At 63.4% G+C, this 16,626-nt stretch carries 11 protein-coding genes; 5 read left to right on the top strand and 6 right to left on the bottom strand.

Annotated elements, in window-relative coordinates; translation table 11 throughout:
• Position 1: 1 nt before the first annotated feature.
• The 5 genes from R3P93_RS21200 to R3P93_RS21180 all read right to left on the bottom strand — a co-directional run bounded on the left by R3P93_RS21200 (position 2) and on the right by R3P93_RS21180 (position 8,260).
• A complete protein-coding gene (locus R3P93_RS21200; RefSeq protein ID WP_317533997.1) occupies positions 2 to 2,065 on the bottom strand; it encodes an AMP-binding protein in 2,064 nt (687 codons plus the stop codon).
• A 186-nt stretch (positions 2,066 to 2,251) separates the two neighbouring features.
• A complete protein-coding gene (locus R3P93_RS21195; protein WP_317533996.1) occupies positions 2,252 to 3,856 on the bottom strand; it encodes an SLC13 family permease in 1,605 nt (534 codons plus the stop codon).
• Positions 3,857 to 3,943: 87 nt separating this feature from the next.
• Positions 3,944 to 5,410, bottom strand: a complete 1,467-nt coding sequence (locus R3P93_RS21190; protein WP_094688591.1) for an alanine/glycine:cation symporter family protein — start codon at positions 5,408 to 5,410, stop codon at positions 3,944 to 3,946.
• Between the two features lie 111 nt (positions 5,411 to 5,521).
• Positions 5,522 to 6,856, bottom strand: a complete 1,335-nt coding sequence (locus R3P93_RS21185) for a flavin monoamine oxidase family protein (RefSeq protein WP_317533995.1) — start codon at positions 6,854 to 6,856, stop codon at positions 5,522 to 5,524.
• Between the two features lie 30 nt (positions 6,857 to 6,886).
• Positions 6,887 to 8,260 (bottom strand): serine/threonine-protein kinase, encoded by a 1,374-nt coding sequence (locus R3P93_RS21180; protein WP_317533994.1) that lies wholly within the window; start codon positions 8,258 to 8,260, stop codon positions 6,887 to 6,889.
• Between the two features lie 179 nt (positions 8,261 to 8,439).
• Here R3P93_RS21180 and R3P93_RS21175 point away from each other — a divergent pair, with 179 nt between their 5' ends.
• Positions 8,440 to 9,657, top strand: a complete 1,218-nt coding sequence (locus tag R3P93_RS21175; protein ID WP_255183152.1) for an EAL domain-containing protein — start codon at positions 8,440 to 8,442, stop codon at positions 9,655 to 9,657.
• Positions 9,658 to 9,749: 92 nt separating this feature from the next.
• Positions 9,750 to 11,294: an alanine/glycine:cation symporter family protein gene (locus R3P93_RS21170; protein ID WP_094668742.1), complete on the top strand. Its 1,545-nt coding sequence runs from the start codon at positions 9,750 to 9,752 to the stop codon at positions 11,292 to 11,294.
• 18 nt (positions 11,295 to 11,312) lie between these two features.
• On the opposite strand, the gene R3P93_RS21165 is transcribed toward R3P93_RS21170, so the two are convergent.
• The gene (locus R3P93_RS21165; protein WP_317533993.1) at positions 11,313 to 12,821 is read right to left on the bottom strand and encodes a PucR family transcriptional regulator; all 1,509 of its coding nucleotides are present in this window, start codon (positions 12,819 to 12,821) and stop codon (positions 11,313 to 11,315) included.
• Positions 12,822 to 12,949: 128 nt separating this feature from the next.
• Between R3P93_RS21165 and R3P93_RS21160 the strand changes: the two genes are divergently transcribed.
• From R3P93_RS21160 to R3P93_RS21150, 3 genes are read left to right on the top strand one after another with little or no spacing between them, the layout of a single operon-like run.
• A complete protein-coding gene (locus tag R3P93_RS21160) occupies positions 12,950 to 14,407 on the top strand; it encodes a purine-cytosine permease family protein (protein WP_317533992.1) in 1,458 nt (485 codons plus the stop codon).
• 40 nt (positions 14,408 to 14,447) lie between these two features.
• The gene (locus R3P93_RS21155) at positions 14,448 to 15,968 is read left to right on the top strand and encodes an amidohydrolase family protein (RefSeq protein WP_317533991.1); all 1,521 of its coding nucleotides are present in this window, start codon (positions 14,448 to 14,450) and stop codon (positions 15,966 to 15,968) included.
• Between the two features lie 23 nt (positions 15,969 to 15,991).
• Positions 15,992 to 16,624 (top strand): GyrI-like domain-containing protein, encoded by a 633-nt coding sequence (locus tag R3P93_RS21150; protein ID WP_094642342.1) that lies wholly within the window; start codon positions 15,992 to 15,994, stop codon positions 16,622 to 16,624.
• The last annotated feature ends 2 nt before the right edge of the window (positions 16,625 to 16,626 follow it).

Here is a 16,626-nt window from a genome sequence, read left to right as displayed (position 1 = left end):
ATTACATCCCAGCGGCGGTAGGCGGCTCGATCAGCATCCTCTTCATCACTTTGCCGGTCGCGGTTCGGGGCAGTTCGTCGAGGAATGTGATGTCACGGGGAACGCAGAAGCGGCTCAAACGGTTTCGGATGTAGGCGCGCACCATGTCCGCATCGAGGCCCGCTGATCCGCGGCCGACGACGAATGCGGCCAAACGCTGCCCGTATTCGCTGTCGGGCACACCGACGACCGCGACCTCGCCGACCTGAGGAAGATTGGCGATGGCATCCTCGACGGGGCCGGGAAAGACGTTCTCGCCTCCGGAAATGATCATCTCGTCGTCCCTGCCGCAGACGAACAGCCGCCCGTTGCAGTCGATGTACCCCAGGTCGCCGGTATCCATCAGCGCAGCTCCGCGGGCGGACGCCGTCGACGGCGGTTGGGCGTTGGTGTACCCGTCGAAGAGCATGTCGTTGCCGACGAATATTCGACCGAGGGTTCCCACCGGAACGGCAGTACCGTCCGCGTCGAGTACCGCGACCGTCGTACCCAGCGGAGGGCGCCCGGCAGTGGCGGGGGCGGCGCGCAAATCTTCGGGGGTGGCGATCGTTGCCCACGAGACCTCGGTGGAACCGTAGAAGTTGTAGAGGACGTCACCGAAGACGTCCATGAAGCGGCTCACGGTCGATCCGGTCAATGCCGACCCACTGCATGCGACGACGCGCAGGCTCGAAGTGTCGTAGCGTGATCGGACCTCGTCGGGCAGGTCGAGTATCCGCTGCAGCATGATCGGAACTGCGATCAGCGAGGTGCAACGGTGCGCCTCGATAGCCCGCAAGCAGTCCTCCGGATCGAATCGATCCTGAAGAACCACCGTGGCGCGCAGCGGCGTACTGATCTGCAGTGCCGCCAACCCCCAGCTGTGGAACATCGGTGCCGCGATCAACATCGTCTCGTTCATCCGGAGGGGCATGCGAGAGAGCATGGCTGCAACAGTTCCGAAGCCCTTCGGTGTGGGACGAACCGCACCCTTCGGTGACCCGCTGGTTCCCGAGGTCAACACGACCACCGAACCGGGTCTGTCCGGCCTCGTGAACGTCGCGGACGGTGCTGCGACGAAGTGTTCGAGGGTGCGTCGACGCGGAACGGCGGTATGAGACGACAGGCTCACACGAGTGACGTCGTCGGGCAGGTAGCGAACCATCGAGTCGAACTCGTCGTCGACGAACAGCACTCGGAGCTGGTGTCGGGCGGAAATGGTCTCGATCTGGCGGGCAGCGAGACCGGTGTTGAGAAGGACCACCTCGACCCCGAGCATGCCGCACGCGACGGTGCACTCGATCATCCCGGAGTGGTTTCGAGCCAGAATGCCGACGGTGCTACCAGGACTGATTCCGGCCGCATCGAGACCTGCGGCGATGCGGTGCGATCGCTGGTGGATCTCTGCGAAGGTGCGAGTCCCTCGGTCGTCGATCAAGGCAATCGCGTTCGGCGACTTCGCTGCTGCGGCCGCGAAGCCTCCGCCCAGAGTGAAGCCCCATTTCGCCAGTGAGTTCAGCTGCTTGTACGCGCGGTCGGGACGTGCAGCACGAATGACGCCGGTTCCCACCATCGTCTTCATGATTGCCAACGGGAGTGACCGAGAATCCCCGGTATTGGACACGATCGACGTCGAGGTGCCGGAGAGGCAGTTGTCCAGTCGGCGTAGACCACCCATCACCCAGTCGACCACCGCGCGGTTGTGCTCGGGTTGGGGCGAGTACGACCCGCCGAGGCCCGCTCTGAACACGGTGACATCGATCTTCGTCTCGCCTGGCGAGCGCGCAGTGAGGGTGAATCTGATGAATCCGCCGGACTCGACGTGCTCGATGGTGATGATCGGCCGGTTTCGTCTGTTCACCACCAGGTCGAGGGCGTGCTCGACACCGCCGACTCCGCACCGGTAGCCGGCCGTTGATTCACGGAGCACGCAGTAGTCGAGCCCGGGGAAGTAGCGTGGGAACAGCTCGACCGCGCTCAAGACCCCGCAGACCTGCTCGATGTCGTGTGCGAAGACCGTGCTGCAGTCGATGACGTCCGAGACCATGCCCCACCCCCCGTACCTTGCCGAGCCGGCAGGGACGCCGACTCAACACCGACCAGGGGATGGCGGCGCGCACCTGGAACGGGTCATCCGCCTGGATGAAGTCGTCATCGTAAACCCGAAGCATGCTTGTCTGGGCGAAATCAGCCGAAGTCGGTCTTCGATCGTGGATTTTTCCTGTCCAGCGCGTCAGAACTGGATGCCCAGCGACCACGCGAACACCGTGTACGCGGCGATGGTGATCAACGAGATGGCGATCAGATTGAGCCAGAAACCACCACGCATCATCTGGCCGATCGTGATGTATCCACTGGCATAGGACACCGCATTCGGTGGAGTCGCGACCGGCAGCATGAACGCACAGGTCGCTGCCAGCGCTACGGGGACGGTCAGGACCAGAATGTCGATGTTCATGCCCATCGCGACGCCCCCTGCTACCGGGAGGAAAGTCGCCGCCGTCGCGGTATTGCTGGTGATCTCGGTCAGGAAGATGATCGCGGCCGTGGCGACGACGACCAACATGACCACTGGAATCGTGTCGAGACCGCCTGCGACGCTACCTATCCACTCCGTCAGGCCGCTGGACTCGAACTGTGCCGACAGGGCGAGCCCGCCGCCGAACAGCAACAGCACGCCCCACGGGAGTTTGACGGCGGTCTCCCAATCGATCAGACGCACACCCTTCTTGCTGCCGCTGGGAAGCAGGAACAGCAGGAGAGCTGCGGTCATGGCGATTCCGGTGTCGGATATCGGCGGGCTGTCGAAGAGCAGCGGAACCCCCACCCAGGAAGCGGCCGCCAGGCAGAAGATGATCGCGACCCGAATCTCTCCCTGCGACATCCTGCCCAGGGCGTCCAGTTCACCTCTGATCAGCTGTTTGCCGCCGGGTATGTCGTCGATCTCCGGCTTGAACATCACGTGGGTCAGCAGGAACCAGGCGATTACGAGCAGGATCACGGCGAGCGGAACGCCGGCGATCATCCACTGGAGGAATCCGATGGTGATTCCCTGACCCTCCAGGTACCCGATCAGCAAGGTGTTGGGCGGGGTGCCGATGATCGTTCCGAGTGAGCCGATCGATGCCGCATAGGCGATACCGAGCATCAGAGCGGTGCCGAAGTTGCTCTTGATGACGGCCTGCGTGATGGTCTCGGCGTCCGGGCTCGTTTCACCGTCGGAGCCGGGTACAGCTCCGGCCTTCCTGCCGATGTCGAGAACCAGAACGAGGACCGAGACACCGATCGGAATCATCATCACAGCGGTGGCCGTGTTGGAAACCCACATCGACAGAAAGCCGGTCGCGATCATGAACCCGGCGATCACCATGGTCGGTTTGGTGCCCATGGCGTTGACCGTCAGCAGCGCGATGCGGCGATGCAGATTCCACCGTTGCATGGCCAGCGCCAGGAGGAAGCCGCCCATGAACAGAAAGATGATGTTGTTGCCGTACGAGGCACCGACGTCGTTGACGACGACGCCGGAATCGAATACCGGAAAGATGACGAGGGGTAGCAGTGCGGTCGCCGGGATGGGCACCGCCTCGGTCATCCACCAGATGCCCATCAATACCGCGGTGGCTGCGGTCAGCCGTGCCGGGTGCGCCACGTCCTCCGGGAGGACCAGATAGACGACAAGTGCCAACAGAACGCCTGCGCCGAGTCCGACCCATTGCCGCTTGCGGCGACCGGGCTGCACTTCGTCTTCGCGTTCTCCGGCCGATGTCCGATCCACTTCGTCGAAGTCGTGGCCTTCGGATGCGCGCCCGGCCTTCTCTTCGTCGCCGACCTGTGTCATGGAACCTCCTCGGTGTGGACGTTTCATCACCCTAACGTGTGAATTGTCCGGAAGGTCCGAATCGAACAGCGGCGACGGCCGCCTCGCTTACCGCGCGACGTCGGGCTTGTTCGCCGCCGGATCGTTGTCGAGTACCGGATCCCACACGTCGCCGGGTAGGTCGCCCGGCAGATGACTGTTTCCGCGTCCGACGAATTTGTCGTCGCGACCTTCGCGCCGCATCGCCTCGAAGTCCGCCAGCGCACCGAAGGCCCATTTGCCCAGCAGCGCAATGGCTACCAGGTTCACGGTTGCCATTGCCGCCATGGCGACGTCCGCGAGTGCCCATACCGTCGTCAGCGCGGACAGGGAGCCGAAGCCGATGGCTGCAAGGACGATGGTGCGCAACAGGTTCAGCAGTTTGCCCTCGACTCCGAGGAAATTGAGGTTGATCTCGGCGTACGAATAGTTGCCCAGGATCGAGGAGAACGCGAACGTGAAGATCAACAGTGTCATCGGAATCGTGGTCCACGTGCCCAGCTGAGCTGAGATCGAGTCCTGAGTCAGAACCGCGCCCGCCACTCCGCTCGGGTTGCTGATGTCGTACACGCCCGAGACCAGGATGATGAACGCTGTCGCACTGCAGATGACGATGGTGTCGAAGAAGACTCCGAGCGACTGGATCAGACCCTGCTTCACCGGATGGGACACCGTCGCGGTCGCTGCGGCGTTGGGCGCGCTGCCCATGCCTGCCTCGTTGGAGAACAGTCCGCGCTTGACGCCGTTGAGCATGGCGGCCAGGATTCCACCCGTCGTGCCGCCGATCGCCTCGTTCAAACCGAATGCGCTGGAGACGATCTGACCGAAGACCGTCGGGATCTCGCCGATGTTCATCGCCACGATCACCAGTGCGAGCAAGACGTACACCAGAGCCATGACGGGGAGCAGGTACTCGGCCACCCGCGCGATTCGCCGGACACCACCGAAGAGAATCGGCGCAGACAGCACCACCAGGAACACCGCGATCCACCCGGCATCGATGTTCATCGTGGACGAGAACGATTCGGTGATGGTGTTCGCCTGAACCATGTTGAACGCGAAGCCGAAAGCGAAGATCAGCAGGCACGCGAAGACGATTCCCCATCGACGCGAACCCAGACCCAATTGGATGTAGTAGGCGGGACCGCCTCGGAAGCTCCCGTCGGGATTGCGCACCTTGTACATCTGCGCCAGAGTCGCCTCGATGAACGCCGTCGCCATGCCGACCACCGCGACCAGCCACATCCAGAAGATTGCACCCGGTCCGCCGAGAGTGATCGCGATGGCAACACCTGCGATGTTTCCCGTACCCACCCGGGACGCCAGGCCGACACAGAAGGCCTGGAACGCCGAGATGCCGCCCTCGGCATTCGACCGAGATCCGCCGATTGCCTTGAACATCGACGGAAGAAGTCGAATCTGAACGAATTTGGTGCGAACGGTGAAGTACAGTCCGACGCCGATCAACAAGTAGATCAGGAAGACGCTGTAGAGACGATCTGCCAAGAAGTCGATTATCGAACTGACGGTATCCACGGTGCCATCCTGGAGTGCTCGGTGTGTGGGTGCGTCGACAGCACATTACTCGCAGATGGTCGAAAGTTTGCACCGAACACAGACGCGCGTGGTGGGGTTCGGCGCGTGCTGTCAGCGCTTCGTAGGACTCCAGATGTCGCCGAACGGTATCGAACGCCCCAGAATACGTTCTGCTGCACGGTGTCCCGACTTCAACGCCGCTGTGACCGTTGCCGGATCTTCGGTCCATGTCGCCTCACCGACGAGGTGAAGCACGTTTGCGATCGGAGTGGCGAGGTCGTCGTGATCGCGCGTACGTGAACCCACCGTCATGTACGAGTACGAACCGTACGAGAACGGATCGTCCTGCCAGCGAGTGACATACACGCGGTCCGGTGCAACGACCCGGTCGCCGTACAGGCCACGCAGCGCCTCGAGAACCGAGTCCGCGATGCGCGCGTCCGACCAGTGCCGAGTCTGCTGCGCACAGGTACCCGCTGCGAACGTCAGAAGCGTCGGACGTCCCTGGGGCATGGTCACGTCGTACCAGGAGTGCCACCAGCGCCCGGCTTCGCCCTGCTGCCGAACGGCATAGACGTTCTCGTCCCAGAACTTGGTGGGGAACCGCAGGAACACTTTCTCGAAGGCATTCATCTCGAGTCGTTCGAGTGCACCCGAAACAGGTTCCGGTAGAGGCGGTTCCACGGTGAACGTCGGCGACTTCAGTACTCCGATCGGCACCGTCACCACAGCGCGCTCGGCCGAGAACGTCCCGGATCCGGTGTCGACCCCAACTCCGTCTCGACCCCAACGGACCTGCCTCACCACGTGTTCGAGCCGGACGTCGAGCCCCACGGCCAATCGAACCGCCAGCTCGTCGTAACCGTCGGGGAACACGACTTCGTCGCCCTCGATGGCGTCGTCGTCCAAACCGTGCGCGTCGAGGAGGTCTTTTCCTACTCCCAACTGTTCCTCGGCTCGATGTCCGAGGAACTCGCGAACTCGTTCGAGTCGGTCGATGTTCCAATCCAGTTGCGTCAGAGTTGCTTCCACTGCGTCTCCGAACGACGTTCCCGGGGACGACGTCGCAACCGTTGCGGCGAACAGTTCGTCGAAGTGGTGAACGTCGGCGCCGAACTGCGCGGCGGACTCGTCGCTCAACCTGGTCCCGGTGGGGGAGTAGTACGCGATGGGCCTGCCGTCGGGTTGGTAGCTACCGACGGTGAACTCGACGGTCCGCATTCCGAAGGCGTGTACGGCATCGGCGAGAGGGTTGTTGTCCGTTCCGTGAATCCAGGACGCGCCGACGTCGAGGATGCCGTCGGCGGTGCGCATCGTCCAGACCCGACCGCCCACGCGGTCTCTGGCCTCGAGAACGACGACTCGCTGACCGGCACGATGGAGGAGTCTCGCAACGACCAAGCCGGAAATACCTGCCCCGACCACGAGGGTATCGACGTGTGTCACCGTCACTCCTGTCCGCCGACGGCCGTGGGGTCAGTTCCCTCGGCCGGAATTGCCGTTTCCGTTCCCGCTGTTGCCATTTCCTGAATTGCCGTTCCCGCTGGTGCCGTTGCCGCTTCCCGAATTGCCGTTCCCTGGATTTCCGTTGCCGTTTCCCGGCGGTAGCGGCGCAGGCGCGGCCGGTTCGATCGGATCCGGATTCGACGTGGGGACGGGTGCAGGCTCGGGAGGGTTCGAGAAAACCGGGATCGAGGTCGCAGGTGCGGGCTCAGGTGCAGGTGTTGTGGCCGCAACGGTCGGCGACTCCACGAGTGTCGGAGCCGGTGTCGCAGGTGACATGGGCTCCGGCTCATCACCCGTGCCCACTGCGACCCAGACGATCGCCGCGCCCAGCGAAACGAACAGAGCCGCTGCCGCCGGGATCATCCATCGTCGGCGGTGAGATTCGGCCGTAGCCGACGCTGGAAATGTTGTGGGCACGACTGTGTCGATGGGTTGGACGGGCATCACGGCAGTGCGGGGCAGGCTGGTGTCGAGGCGGGGTGTCGTGCTGCGCGAGAGCCCGCGCAGTCGGTGGGCAACGGCAGCTGCGTCCGGTCGATCCTCCGGGCGTCTGGCTGTCATCTCCGTCAACAGCGCGTGCCAGTCCGGTCCGAGCCCCTCGGGGACGTCGGGATCGCGGTGCAGGCGCGCCACCGCTGCTGCCACGGCGCTTCCCTCGAATACCATTGTGCCGCTCAGGCATTCGATGAGAACGAGACCCAGCGTATAGATGTCCGTCGGCGGGCCGGCAGACGTACCCGTTGCCTGCTCCGGGCTGAGGTAGTGCGCAGTACCGACTGTGGTGCCGTGCTCGGTGAGTCGTTCGGCGTCGACGATACGGGCGATGCCGAAATCGGCAAGTTTGGCGCATTGCCCCACGCCCACGTCCGGTGCCTGCGCGACGAGAATGTTGGCCGGCTTGATGTCCCGATGGACCACACCCCGGTCGTGAATATAGGCGAGAGCTTCCGCCAACTCGTAACCGATCCGCGCGACGTGTGCGGCGTTCATCGATCGGCTCCGGCGATACGCACTCAGAGTCGGACCGTCGATCAGCTCCATCACCAGGTACGGAACCGGCATCCCGCTGTCGTCGAGTGCAGTGCCCGCGTCGTACAGCGTCACCAGACCCGGGTGCGACAGCGACGCGAGAGTACGAATTTCTGCATCGATGCGCTGTGCAGAGTCCGGCGGCTCACCGTGGCGAAATATCTTCACCGCTACGGACCGGCCGAGAACGTCGTCGTCGGCGTGCACGACGTCGGCCATTGCGCCGCGTCCCAACACGGTGCCCAGTCGGTATCGATCCGCGAAGAGGCGGTCGTGAGGGGCACGAGGGCGAGAGTCCGCTCCCACTGTCGTCACCGCCGTTCGTCGAGTCCTTCGAGCACCTTATAACCAGTCGATCGACGTGCAGACCGCAGTCGGCTGTGGACATCACGGTGCAGTCGGGCAAGATGATGACCCGGGTGGGGACCGATCGATCAGTATCGAGGGAGGGTCCACCCATGTGTCGAGGCTCGACGAGTGCCGCAATTTCGCCGGTGTCGATCGACATCACGTCGGTCTATCAGCCGATCGTCTTGCTCGACGGGCGCGCCGTCGTAGGGTACGAAGCGTTGGTGCGGACCTGCGGAGAAGGTCCGCCGATCCCGCCACCGGAACTGTTGGGGGTGGCACGCGCGCAGGGCGTCACCGCCGATTTCGATTGGCGGTGCAGACTCAGCGCGCTCCGCGGTGCCGTCGAGTCCGGCTATCCCGATCAGCTCGCGCTGTTCGTCAATGCCGAACCTGTTGCCCTCGATGCACCTCCTCCTCGGGACTACCTACCGATGCTCGCCGACGCGTCGCGGCTGTCGATCATCGTCGAGATCACCGAGCGTGATCTGATGGGTGATCCGGCGGGTCTGCTGAGGGCGGCCGAGCACGCCAGAAACCTGGGGTGGCGAGTCGCCATCGACGATGTCGGGGCAGATTCCTCCAGCCTGGCGCTGATCCCGCTGCTGCGTCCCGACGTGATCAAGCTCGACATGGCTCTGGTGCAGGGGCGTTCGAGCAACGAGACCGCCGCCATCGTCGCTGCCGTTGCCGCCGAGGCCGAACGTACCGGTGCCCTGGTCCTGGCCGAGGGGATCGAAACCGAGCGGCACGAGAGCTATGCGCGCGCGATGGGGGCCGTTCTGGGGCAAGGATACCTCTACGGCACACCGGCCCCTCTCCCGGATTTCGGTGAGGTACCCGAACCCGTCCGTTCGCTCGACCTGGATGGAACGGTCACCGTGCGCGCCCCGGTGGCGGTCACGCCGTACGGGCTCACCCATTCGCTCGGCGCCCGCAGGCACGCGGATTCCACACTGCTCGACGCCATCGAGAACAGTTTGCTGCACAGTGCATACGGCACCGGTTCCTCGACCGTCGTACTGGCGACGGTGAGCGCGTCCACCGGCCTGACGCCTGCACGCGAGGCGATGTTCGAGGACCTCGCCACCCGGACCGCGCTGACGGCTGTCTTCGACTCGCATGCCGCGCCGCCTGCGCCCAGCTTCCGTGCTGTGGTGGTGGGCGCGGACGAACCGTTGGCGCTGGAGCGTTCGATCGTGATTCTTGCTCCGATGTCGAGTGTGGCGCTCATTGCGGTGGAGCGAGGCACGGCCGAGGACGGCACCCCCATGTACGACTACCGCCTGACCTACGACCGTCATGTCGTACTGGATGCTGCAACAGTGCTTTTGAGACGAATACCGGCCAGATCTGCGGTCTGAGCCCGCGGGCGTCTCGTCAAGATCGCGTAAATTATTGCTCGAAATTCGGTAAATGGCGTCTTCTGCGGTCAACGTGCTGTTCACTCGAAGCCATGAGCTCTCACCCCCTCGCAACCGATGTACTGGCCGCGGACGGAGGCACGATCAGCTCCATCGAGACGGCGATCAACAATGCCTTCGATCCGATCTCCGCTGCCGTGTCGAATCTCGTCTTCTTCACCGTGAACATCGGCGGAGCCGCTGTTCCACTGATCGTCCTCTGGCTCATCGTCGGTGCCGTCGTCTTCACAGTGGCGTTCAAGTTCATCCAGGTCCGCGGAATCAAGCGTGCGTTGATTCTCGTCAGCGGCAAGGAGGACGAGGCGGACGCGCCCGGCGAAGTCAGCCACTTCAGAGCTCTCACCGCCGCGGTGTCCGGAACAGTCGGTCTCGGCAACATCGCCGGTGTCGCGGTCGCCGTGACACTCGGTGGACCCGGTGCCACCCTTTGGATGATCCTCGCCGGCTTGCTGGGCATGGCATCGAAGTTCGTCGAGTGCACGCTCGGCGTGAAGTACCGAGACATCAACGAGGACGGCACCGTCTCCGGCGGACCCATGAAATACCTGACCAAGGGTCTCGCAGAGCGAGGACTGGCCAAGGTCGGCAAGGTCATGGCCGTCTTCTACGCCATCGTCATCACGTTCTTCGCCATCAGCGGCGGCAACATGTTCCAGGCCAACCAGACGTACGCGCAGGTCCGCTCCGTCACCGGCGGTGACGATGGATTCCTCGCTTCCGACGGAGCCAAAGCAGTGTTCGGCATAGTCGTCGCGCTGATCATCGGACTGGTCATCATCGGCGGCATGAAGTCGATCTCGGCGGTGACCGCCAAGCTCGTGCCGACGATGGCGCTGATCTACATCGTCGCGTGCGGCGTCGTCATCGCCGTCAACTTCCGTTCCGTCCCCACGGCGTTCACGGCGATCTTCGAAGGTGCGTTCTCGCCCGAGGGTGTGGCCGGCGGCGTACTCGGCGTCATGATCATCGGATTCCAGCGCGCCGCGTTCTCGAACGAGGCAGGACTGGGTTCGGCGGCCATCGCGCACTCGGCCGTCAAGACCAGGCATCCGGTCACCGAGGGCTTCGTGGCCATGCTCGAGCCCTTCATCGACACGGTTGTCATCTGTACCGCGACCGCACTGACCATCGTGATCGCCAACACCGTCACCTGGCAGGATCAGCGCGCGATCGTCGCCGAAACCGGTGAGCTTCCCGCCGGCGGTGTCACCCTCACCTCCGACGCCTTCGAGACCGTGCTCCCGTGGTTCCCGTACGTGTTGACTCTCGCGGTAGCTCTGTTCGCGCTCTCGACCGCAATCACCTGGGCCTACTACGGACTGCAGGCGTGGACGTCGTTGTTCGGACGCAGCCGCTTCTCGCGGACCTTCTTCAACGTGATGTTCTGCATGTTCACCGTCATCGGAACCGTACTGTCCCTCGGCTCGGTGCTCGATTTCGCCGACGCCACCTTGTTCCTGCTGGCATTGGTGAACATCACCGGCCTGTACCTGCTGTTGCCCGTGGTCAAACGCGAACTCTCCGAGTACCTGGCGATGCGTCGAGGCGAGCCGGACAAGGTCGACGCCGAGGTGTGAGAAGGATCGGTCGACGGGTCAGCCGCCGGGGACGGTACAGCCCTGGCGGCGGGCCTGTTCGAGAAACACCGCAGTGGCGATCCCCGGGAATCGGGGGGAGCCTGCCGGTAGTGGACCGAGAACGTCGAACAGCCTGTCGAGCCGTTGATAGAGCGTCTGCCTTTGTATCCGAAGGCTTTTCGCGGTCTCGGTCTTGCTACCCCAATGGGTGATGTAGGCCAGCAGGGTCACGTACAACTCTCCGTGCCGCTCCCGATCGTGGGCGAGCAACGGTCCGATCTGATCGTGGACGAACTTCTCGACCGTGGATTTCCCCGACATCGACTCCACCAGTAGGGCAAGTGCGAAATTGCGGGCATCGCGGATGCGGTCGTGAGGGCCGAGGTCCAGCGCGAGCACTGCTGTGGCGGTGTCGAAACACCGGCGCAGACCGTGGCGATCGGAGGCTCCCGGACCGACACCGGCTCGCCTGATACGCAACTGCGTCGTCTGCAACATCGACAGCAGAACCGGCCGTCGTGCATCGAGCATCTCCTGACCGGCGAAACCGAGAACAGCGACGTGTCGGTCGCCGATCTTCCCGCACCAGTTGTGCGGCGATACCGACCCCACTGTGCGTTGCCACGTGCCGGCAGCCGGGTCGTGGTCGAATTCGACCGACACCGTCAGGTAGGCGTCGTGTTCGGGCATACCCATGCGCTCGGCGACGCCGTCGAGGTGGTCGGTGACATCGGAGGCGGGGTAATTCGTCGCCGACAACAGTGAGAAGAAGCGGGTACGCAGTCGGTCTTCCACCCTGGCCGGGCGTGAACTGAGCAACGCGATCGACAGGATTTCCGGAGCTCTCTCCAGTCCGGCGTTTATCGAATAGATGTCGGCATCGGGTCCAGGAGCCACGGTCAACACCGCGACGTCCCGACCACCACTGGTGACGGGCACCTCGAACGAGGTGAAATCGGATGGCTCGGTGACGAGTCCGGATTGCCCGATCAGATCTCCCGACGCCGAATGCAGCGTCACCGACGACCGAGTCTCGGCACCGAGCACATCGAGAACGGCGTCCACCGCCCCGTCCGTTTCGATCGAGGCCGACAGCAACCGAGACATACGGTTTGCCATCTGCAGCCGACGCAGAGCGGAGTCGGCAAGTTGACTGTTGATGCTCTCGCATACCTGTACGAACGGCACACGGCGTCGGAGATGCACCACCGGAAAGCCGATCCGTTCGGCATGCTCGACCAGAAGCGGCGGAACGACGTCGAGAATTCCCCCCGTCTCCACCGCGATGCCGACGACTCCCGCGGCATTCATCGACTCGAGGTACGTCACCAGATCGGCGTCGGAACACCCGCCGAAGTACACACCCTCCATCAGAATCAGCTCCCCACCGCGCAAGAGCGGTGCGATGTCGAGTTGCTCGCTGGCATGAACCCACCGCAGAGACCGCGACGCAGAACGCCTTCCCGCGACGAGCTCGGGTCGCGCCGCGGAAAGATAGACGTCATCGAAGGCGTCGAGCACATTCATAGGTGACATTCTGTCCACCCGCCGTTACGAGTGGCTTACATTGCGTAAGGGTTCGGGAAACACACGGGCAGCAGGCTTCTCACGAGGCCGACCGAACCGCCGGTCGACCGCATACCGAGGAGTTCACGGTGACCACACATTCCCACGACGTCGAGGATTCGCTCCAGCCGATTCCCGAGAGCCAGAGAACCACCGCGCTGTCCGGTCAGTTCTGGATATGGGCGGGTGCGAACATCGCGCCGATCAACTGGGTGCTCGGCGCGCTCGGCATCAGCATGGGCCTCGGCCTGGCTGATACCCTGACGGTGCTCGTCCTCGGAAACGTCATCGGAATGGCGATCTTCGGATTCTTCGTTCTACTCGGACAACGAACGGGAACGACCGGAATGCTGTTGGGCCGTTCGGTCTTCGGTCGTCGAGGCAACTACGTTCCCTCCGCCGTCCAGGCCGTGGTGGTCGTCGGCTGGTGCGCGGTGAACACCTGGATCGTCCTCGACCTGGTGATGGCCCTGTTCGGCGAACTCGGCTGGGTCGACCCGGACGCCGCGAACGTCGGATGGAAGGTCGCGGTGGCCTCAGTCATCATGGCGATTCAGGTCGGTATCTCCATGGCCGGATACCGGGCGATCGCGGCATTCGAGCGCTGGACCGTTCCGCCGACCGTCGTGGTGCTGGTTCTGATGTCGATCGTGGCCTGGTTCCACCTGGACATCGACTGGAGTTACTCCGGTCCGGACGGAGTTGCGCTGGCCGGCACCGAGCGCATCGTCGCCATGTCCGCTGTGATGACGGCCATCGGAATCGGCTGGGGACTGACGTGGTTGACCTACGCCGCCGACTACTCCCGCTTCGTGAGTACGCGTGTTCCGCGACGCAAGCTGTACCTGGTCAGTGCACTGGGACAGTTGATCCCCGTCGTGTGGCTCGGTGTGCTCGGCGCGACGTTGGCCACCACCAACGGTTCCGTCGATCCGGGCAAGCTGATCGTGGAGAACTTCGGTGCGCTCGCCATCCCGGTGCTGCTGTTGGTTCTGCACGGCCCCATCGCCACGAACGTCCTCAACGTCTACAGCTTCGGTGTGACGGCGCAGGCCCTCGATATCAAGTTGAGTCGGCGCACTTTGAACCTTGTCGTCGGCGTTCTCGCACTGGCCGCGAGCGTGTTCTTCGTCTTCCAGGAAGATGCGGCGCAGACCCTCGACGCCTGGCTCGTGGGTGTGGTGGGCTGGGTGGCGACGTGGGGCGCGATCATGCTGGTGCACTACTACATCTTCGAGCGCGCCAGCACCCGCTACGGCCATCTGTTCGACGACGTGGGCTCGACGAGGATGCAGGATGTCAACTGGCGTGCGCTCGCGGCGTTCGCGGTGGGAATCTTCGGCACCTGGATGTTTCTCAACGGCATGGTCCCGGCATTGCAGGGGTTCGGTTCGCGGGCACTCGGAGGTCTCGACATCTCGTGGCTCGTCGGCGGTAGTGCTGCAGGATCGACGTACTACCTTCTCGCCCGAAAATCTCATCGGCAGTGGATGATTCGTCAGCAACATCCCGAGGGGCAGGCACCGGTTCCGCAGCGGGTCGAATAGTTCCACACAGATGTCCGACCACGCAGTAGAGGAGGGAAACATGGGAATCTTCATCAGGAACGCACACGTCATCACCATGGACGCATCCACCGGATCCGAACCGATCGTTCGCAGCATCCGGATCGAGAACGACGTCGTCACAGCAGTTGCCGCCGATCTCGAACCCGGCGACGGCGATACGATCATCGACGGCCGCGACAGGCTGGTGACACCGGGATTCGTGAACGCACATACCCATTCCTGGGAGACGTTCTACAAGGGCAGATACGACAACATGCCCCTCGAGATGTGGATGGCCATGGCGTATCCGATCCTCGGCGACAGTCGCGTCGAACCCGACCTGGTTCGTCTGCGCAGCACGTTGTTCGCAATCGAGTCCCTCGAAGCGGGCGTGACGACGATCGTCGACGACGTTCTCGAGAACCCGACTCAGGATTGGGCGCAACTGTCGGCGGTGTTCGACGCCTACGAAGAGATCGGCATCCGAGCGAACATTTCCGGACACGTGATCAGCAAACCGTTCGTCGATACCGTGCCGTTCATCGCCGATCATCTGTCGCCGGAGGTCACGGCCGAGATTCGGTCGCATCCGGTTCCCACCACGCAGGAGTACCTCGCATTCAGCAGGAAAGCATTCGAGCAGTATCACGGTCGAGGCAACGGGCGTCTGCGATACATGGTCGCGCCGTCCGCACCGCAACGGTGCGGTGCGGAGCTTCTGGTCGGTGCCACGCAGTTGGCGGCCGAATTCGACGCCGAATGCCATATTCACGTCCTCGAGACCAAGACTCAGTTGGTCACGGGAACGGAGATGTACGGCGGCTCCCTTGTGGGATACATGGATCGGATCGGCGCACTGTCGCCCAATACCACCCTGGCGCATGGCATTTGGCTGACCGAAGACGACATGTCGATGATCGCCACGGCGGGTACGTCGATTTCGCACAATCCGATCTCGAATCTCAAGCTCGGATCGGGAATCGCCCCGTGGCGTGCCCTGCGTACCGCAGGCGTGAACCTCGGGTTGGGAACCGACGGATGCTCGAGCAGTGATTCTCCCCGCATGCTCGACGTCGTGAAAGCTGCTGCGCTGCTGCACAAGGTGACCAACCCGGACTTCACCACCTGGCCCACGGTGGACGCGGTACTACACGCAGGCACCGTCGGCGGGGCCCGCAGTGCGCTCCTCCAGGACACCGTGGGCACCGTGGAGGTGGGGATGCAGGCCGACCTGGTGATCTTCGACCTCGACACCATGGCTTTCACGCCTCGGCAGAAGCTCGACCGGCAACTGGTGTACTCCGAGAACGGCTCCTCGATCGATGTCGTGATCGTGGCGGGCCGGATCGTCGTCCAGGGCGGACGCGTCACCACGGTCGACCGGTCGGCGGTGCTGGCCGAACTCGCCGAGCGCCTCGACGAGATCGTGGCACGCCAGAATGCACTCGATTCGCTGAACAAGCCCCTACTGGATGCGCTGGCGGCCATGTACGACAGAGCGGTTGCGACCCGCGGCACCGTCAACCGATTCAGCGACGACGAACGCGCGTGGCTCGTCTGAACGGCGGTGCCGGAGCGGGTGTCATGAAGGTCGATTTCAAGAAGACGCTCGACGCATATTCGGCACGGCACAACATCTTTCGTACCCTTGTCGTTCCGCCGCTGACCTACCTGATGCTCGACGGACACGGCGATCCGAACACCGCGCCGGAGTATGCCGAAGCAATCGGGGCGCTCTACCCCGTGGCCTATGCAGTCAAGTTCGCGAGCAAGAACGATCTCGAACGGGACTACGTCGTCCCGCCGCTCGAGGCTCTGTGGTGGGCCGAGAACATGACGTCGTTCACCACCGAGAGGGACAAGAGCGAGTGGAACTGGACCGCCATGATCATGGTGCCGGACTGGATCGACCGTCCGATGTTCGAGGCGGCAGTGGCGACCGCCGCCTCGAAGAGCAACTCGGATGCGTCGAGCAGGGTTCGGTTGGAGACTCTCGACGAGGGACTGTGCGTACAGACGCTGCACATCGGGTCCTACGACGACGAGACACCGGTACTCGACGAGCTCCATCATCGATACATCCCCAGTTCTGGATTGACGATGACGGGCAGACATCACGAGATCTACCTGAGCGATCCGCGCCGGGTCGAACCTGCGAAGCTGCGCACCATCCTTCGCCAGCCGGTAGCGCATTCAGCGGAGTCGGCGTCGCTCTGACA

Source organism: Rhodococcus cerastii, assembly GCF_033042195.1.
Lineage (GTDB): Bacteria > Actinomycetota > Actinomycetes > Mycobacteriales > Mycobacteriaceae > Rhodococcoides.
This window is presented reverse-complemented; position numbering and strand designations above follow the sequence as displayed.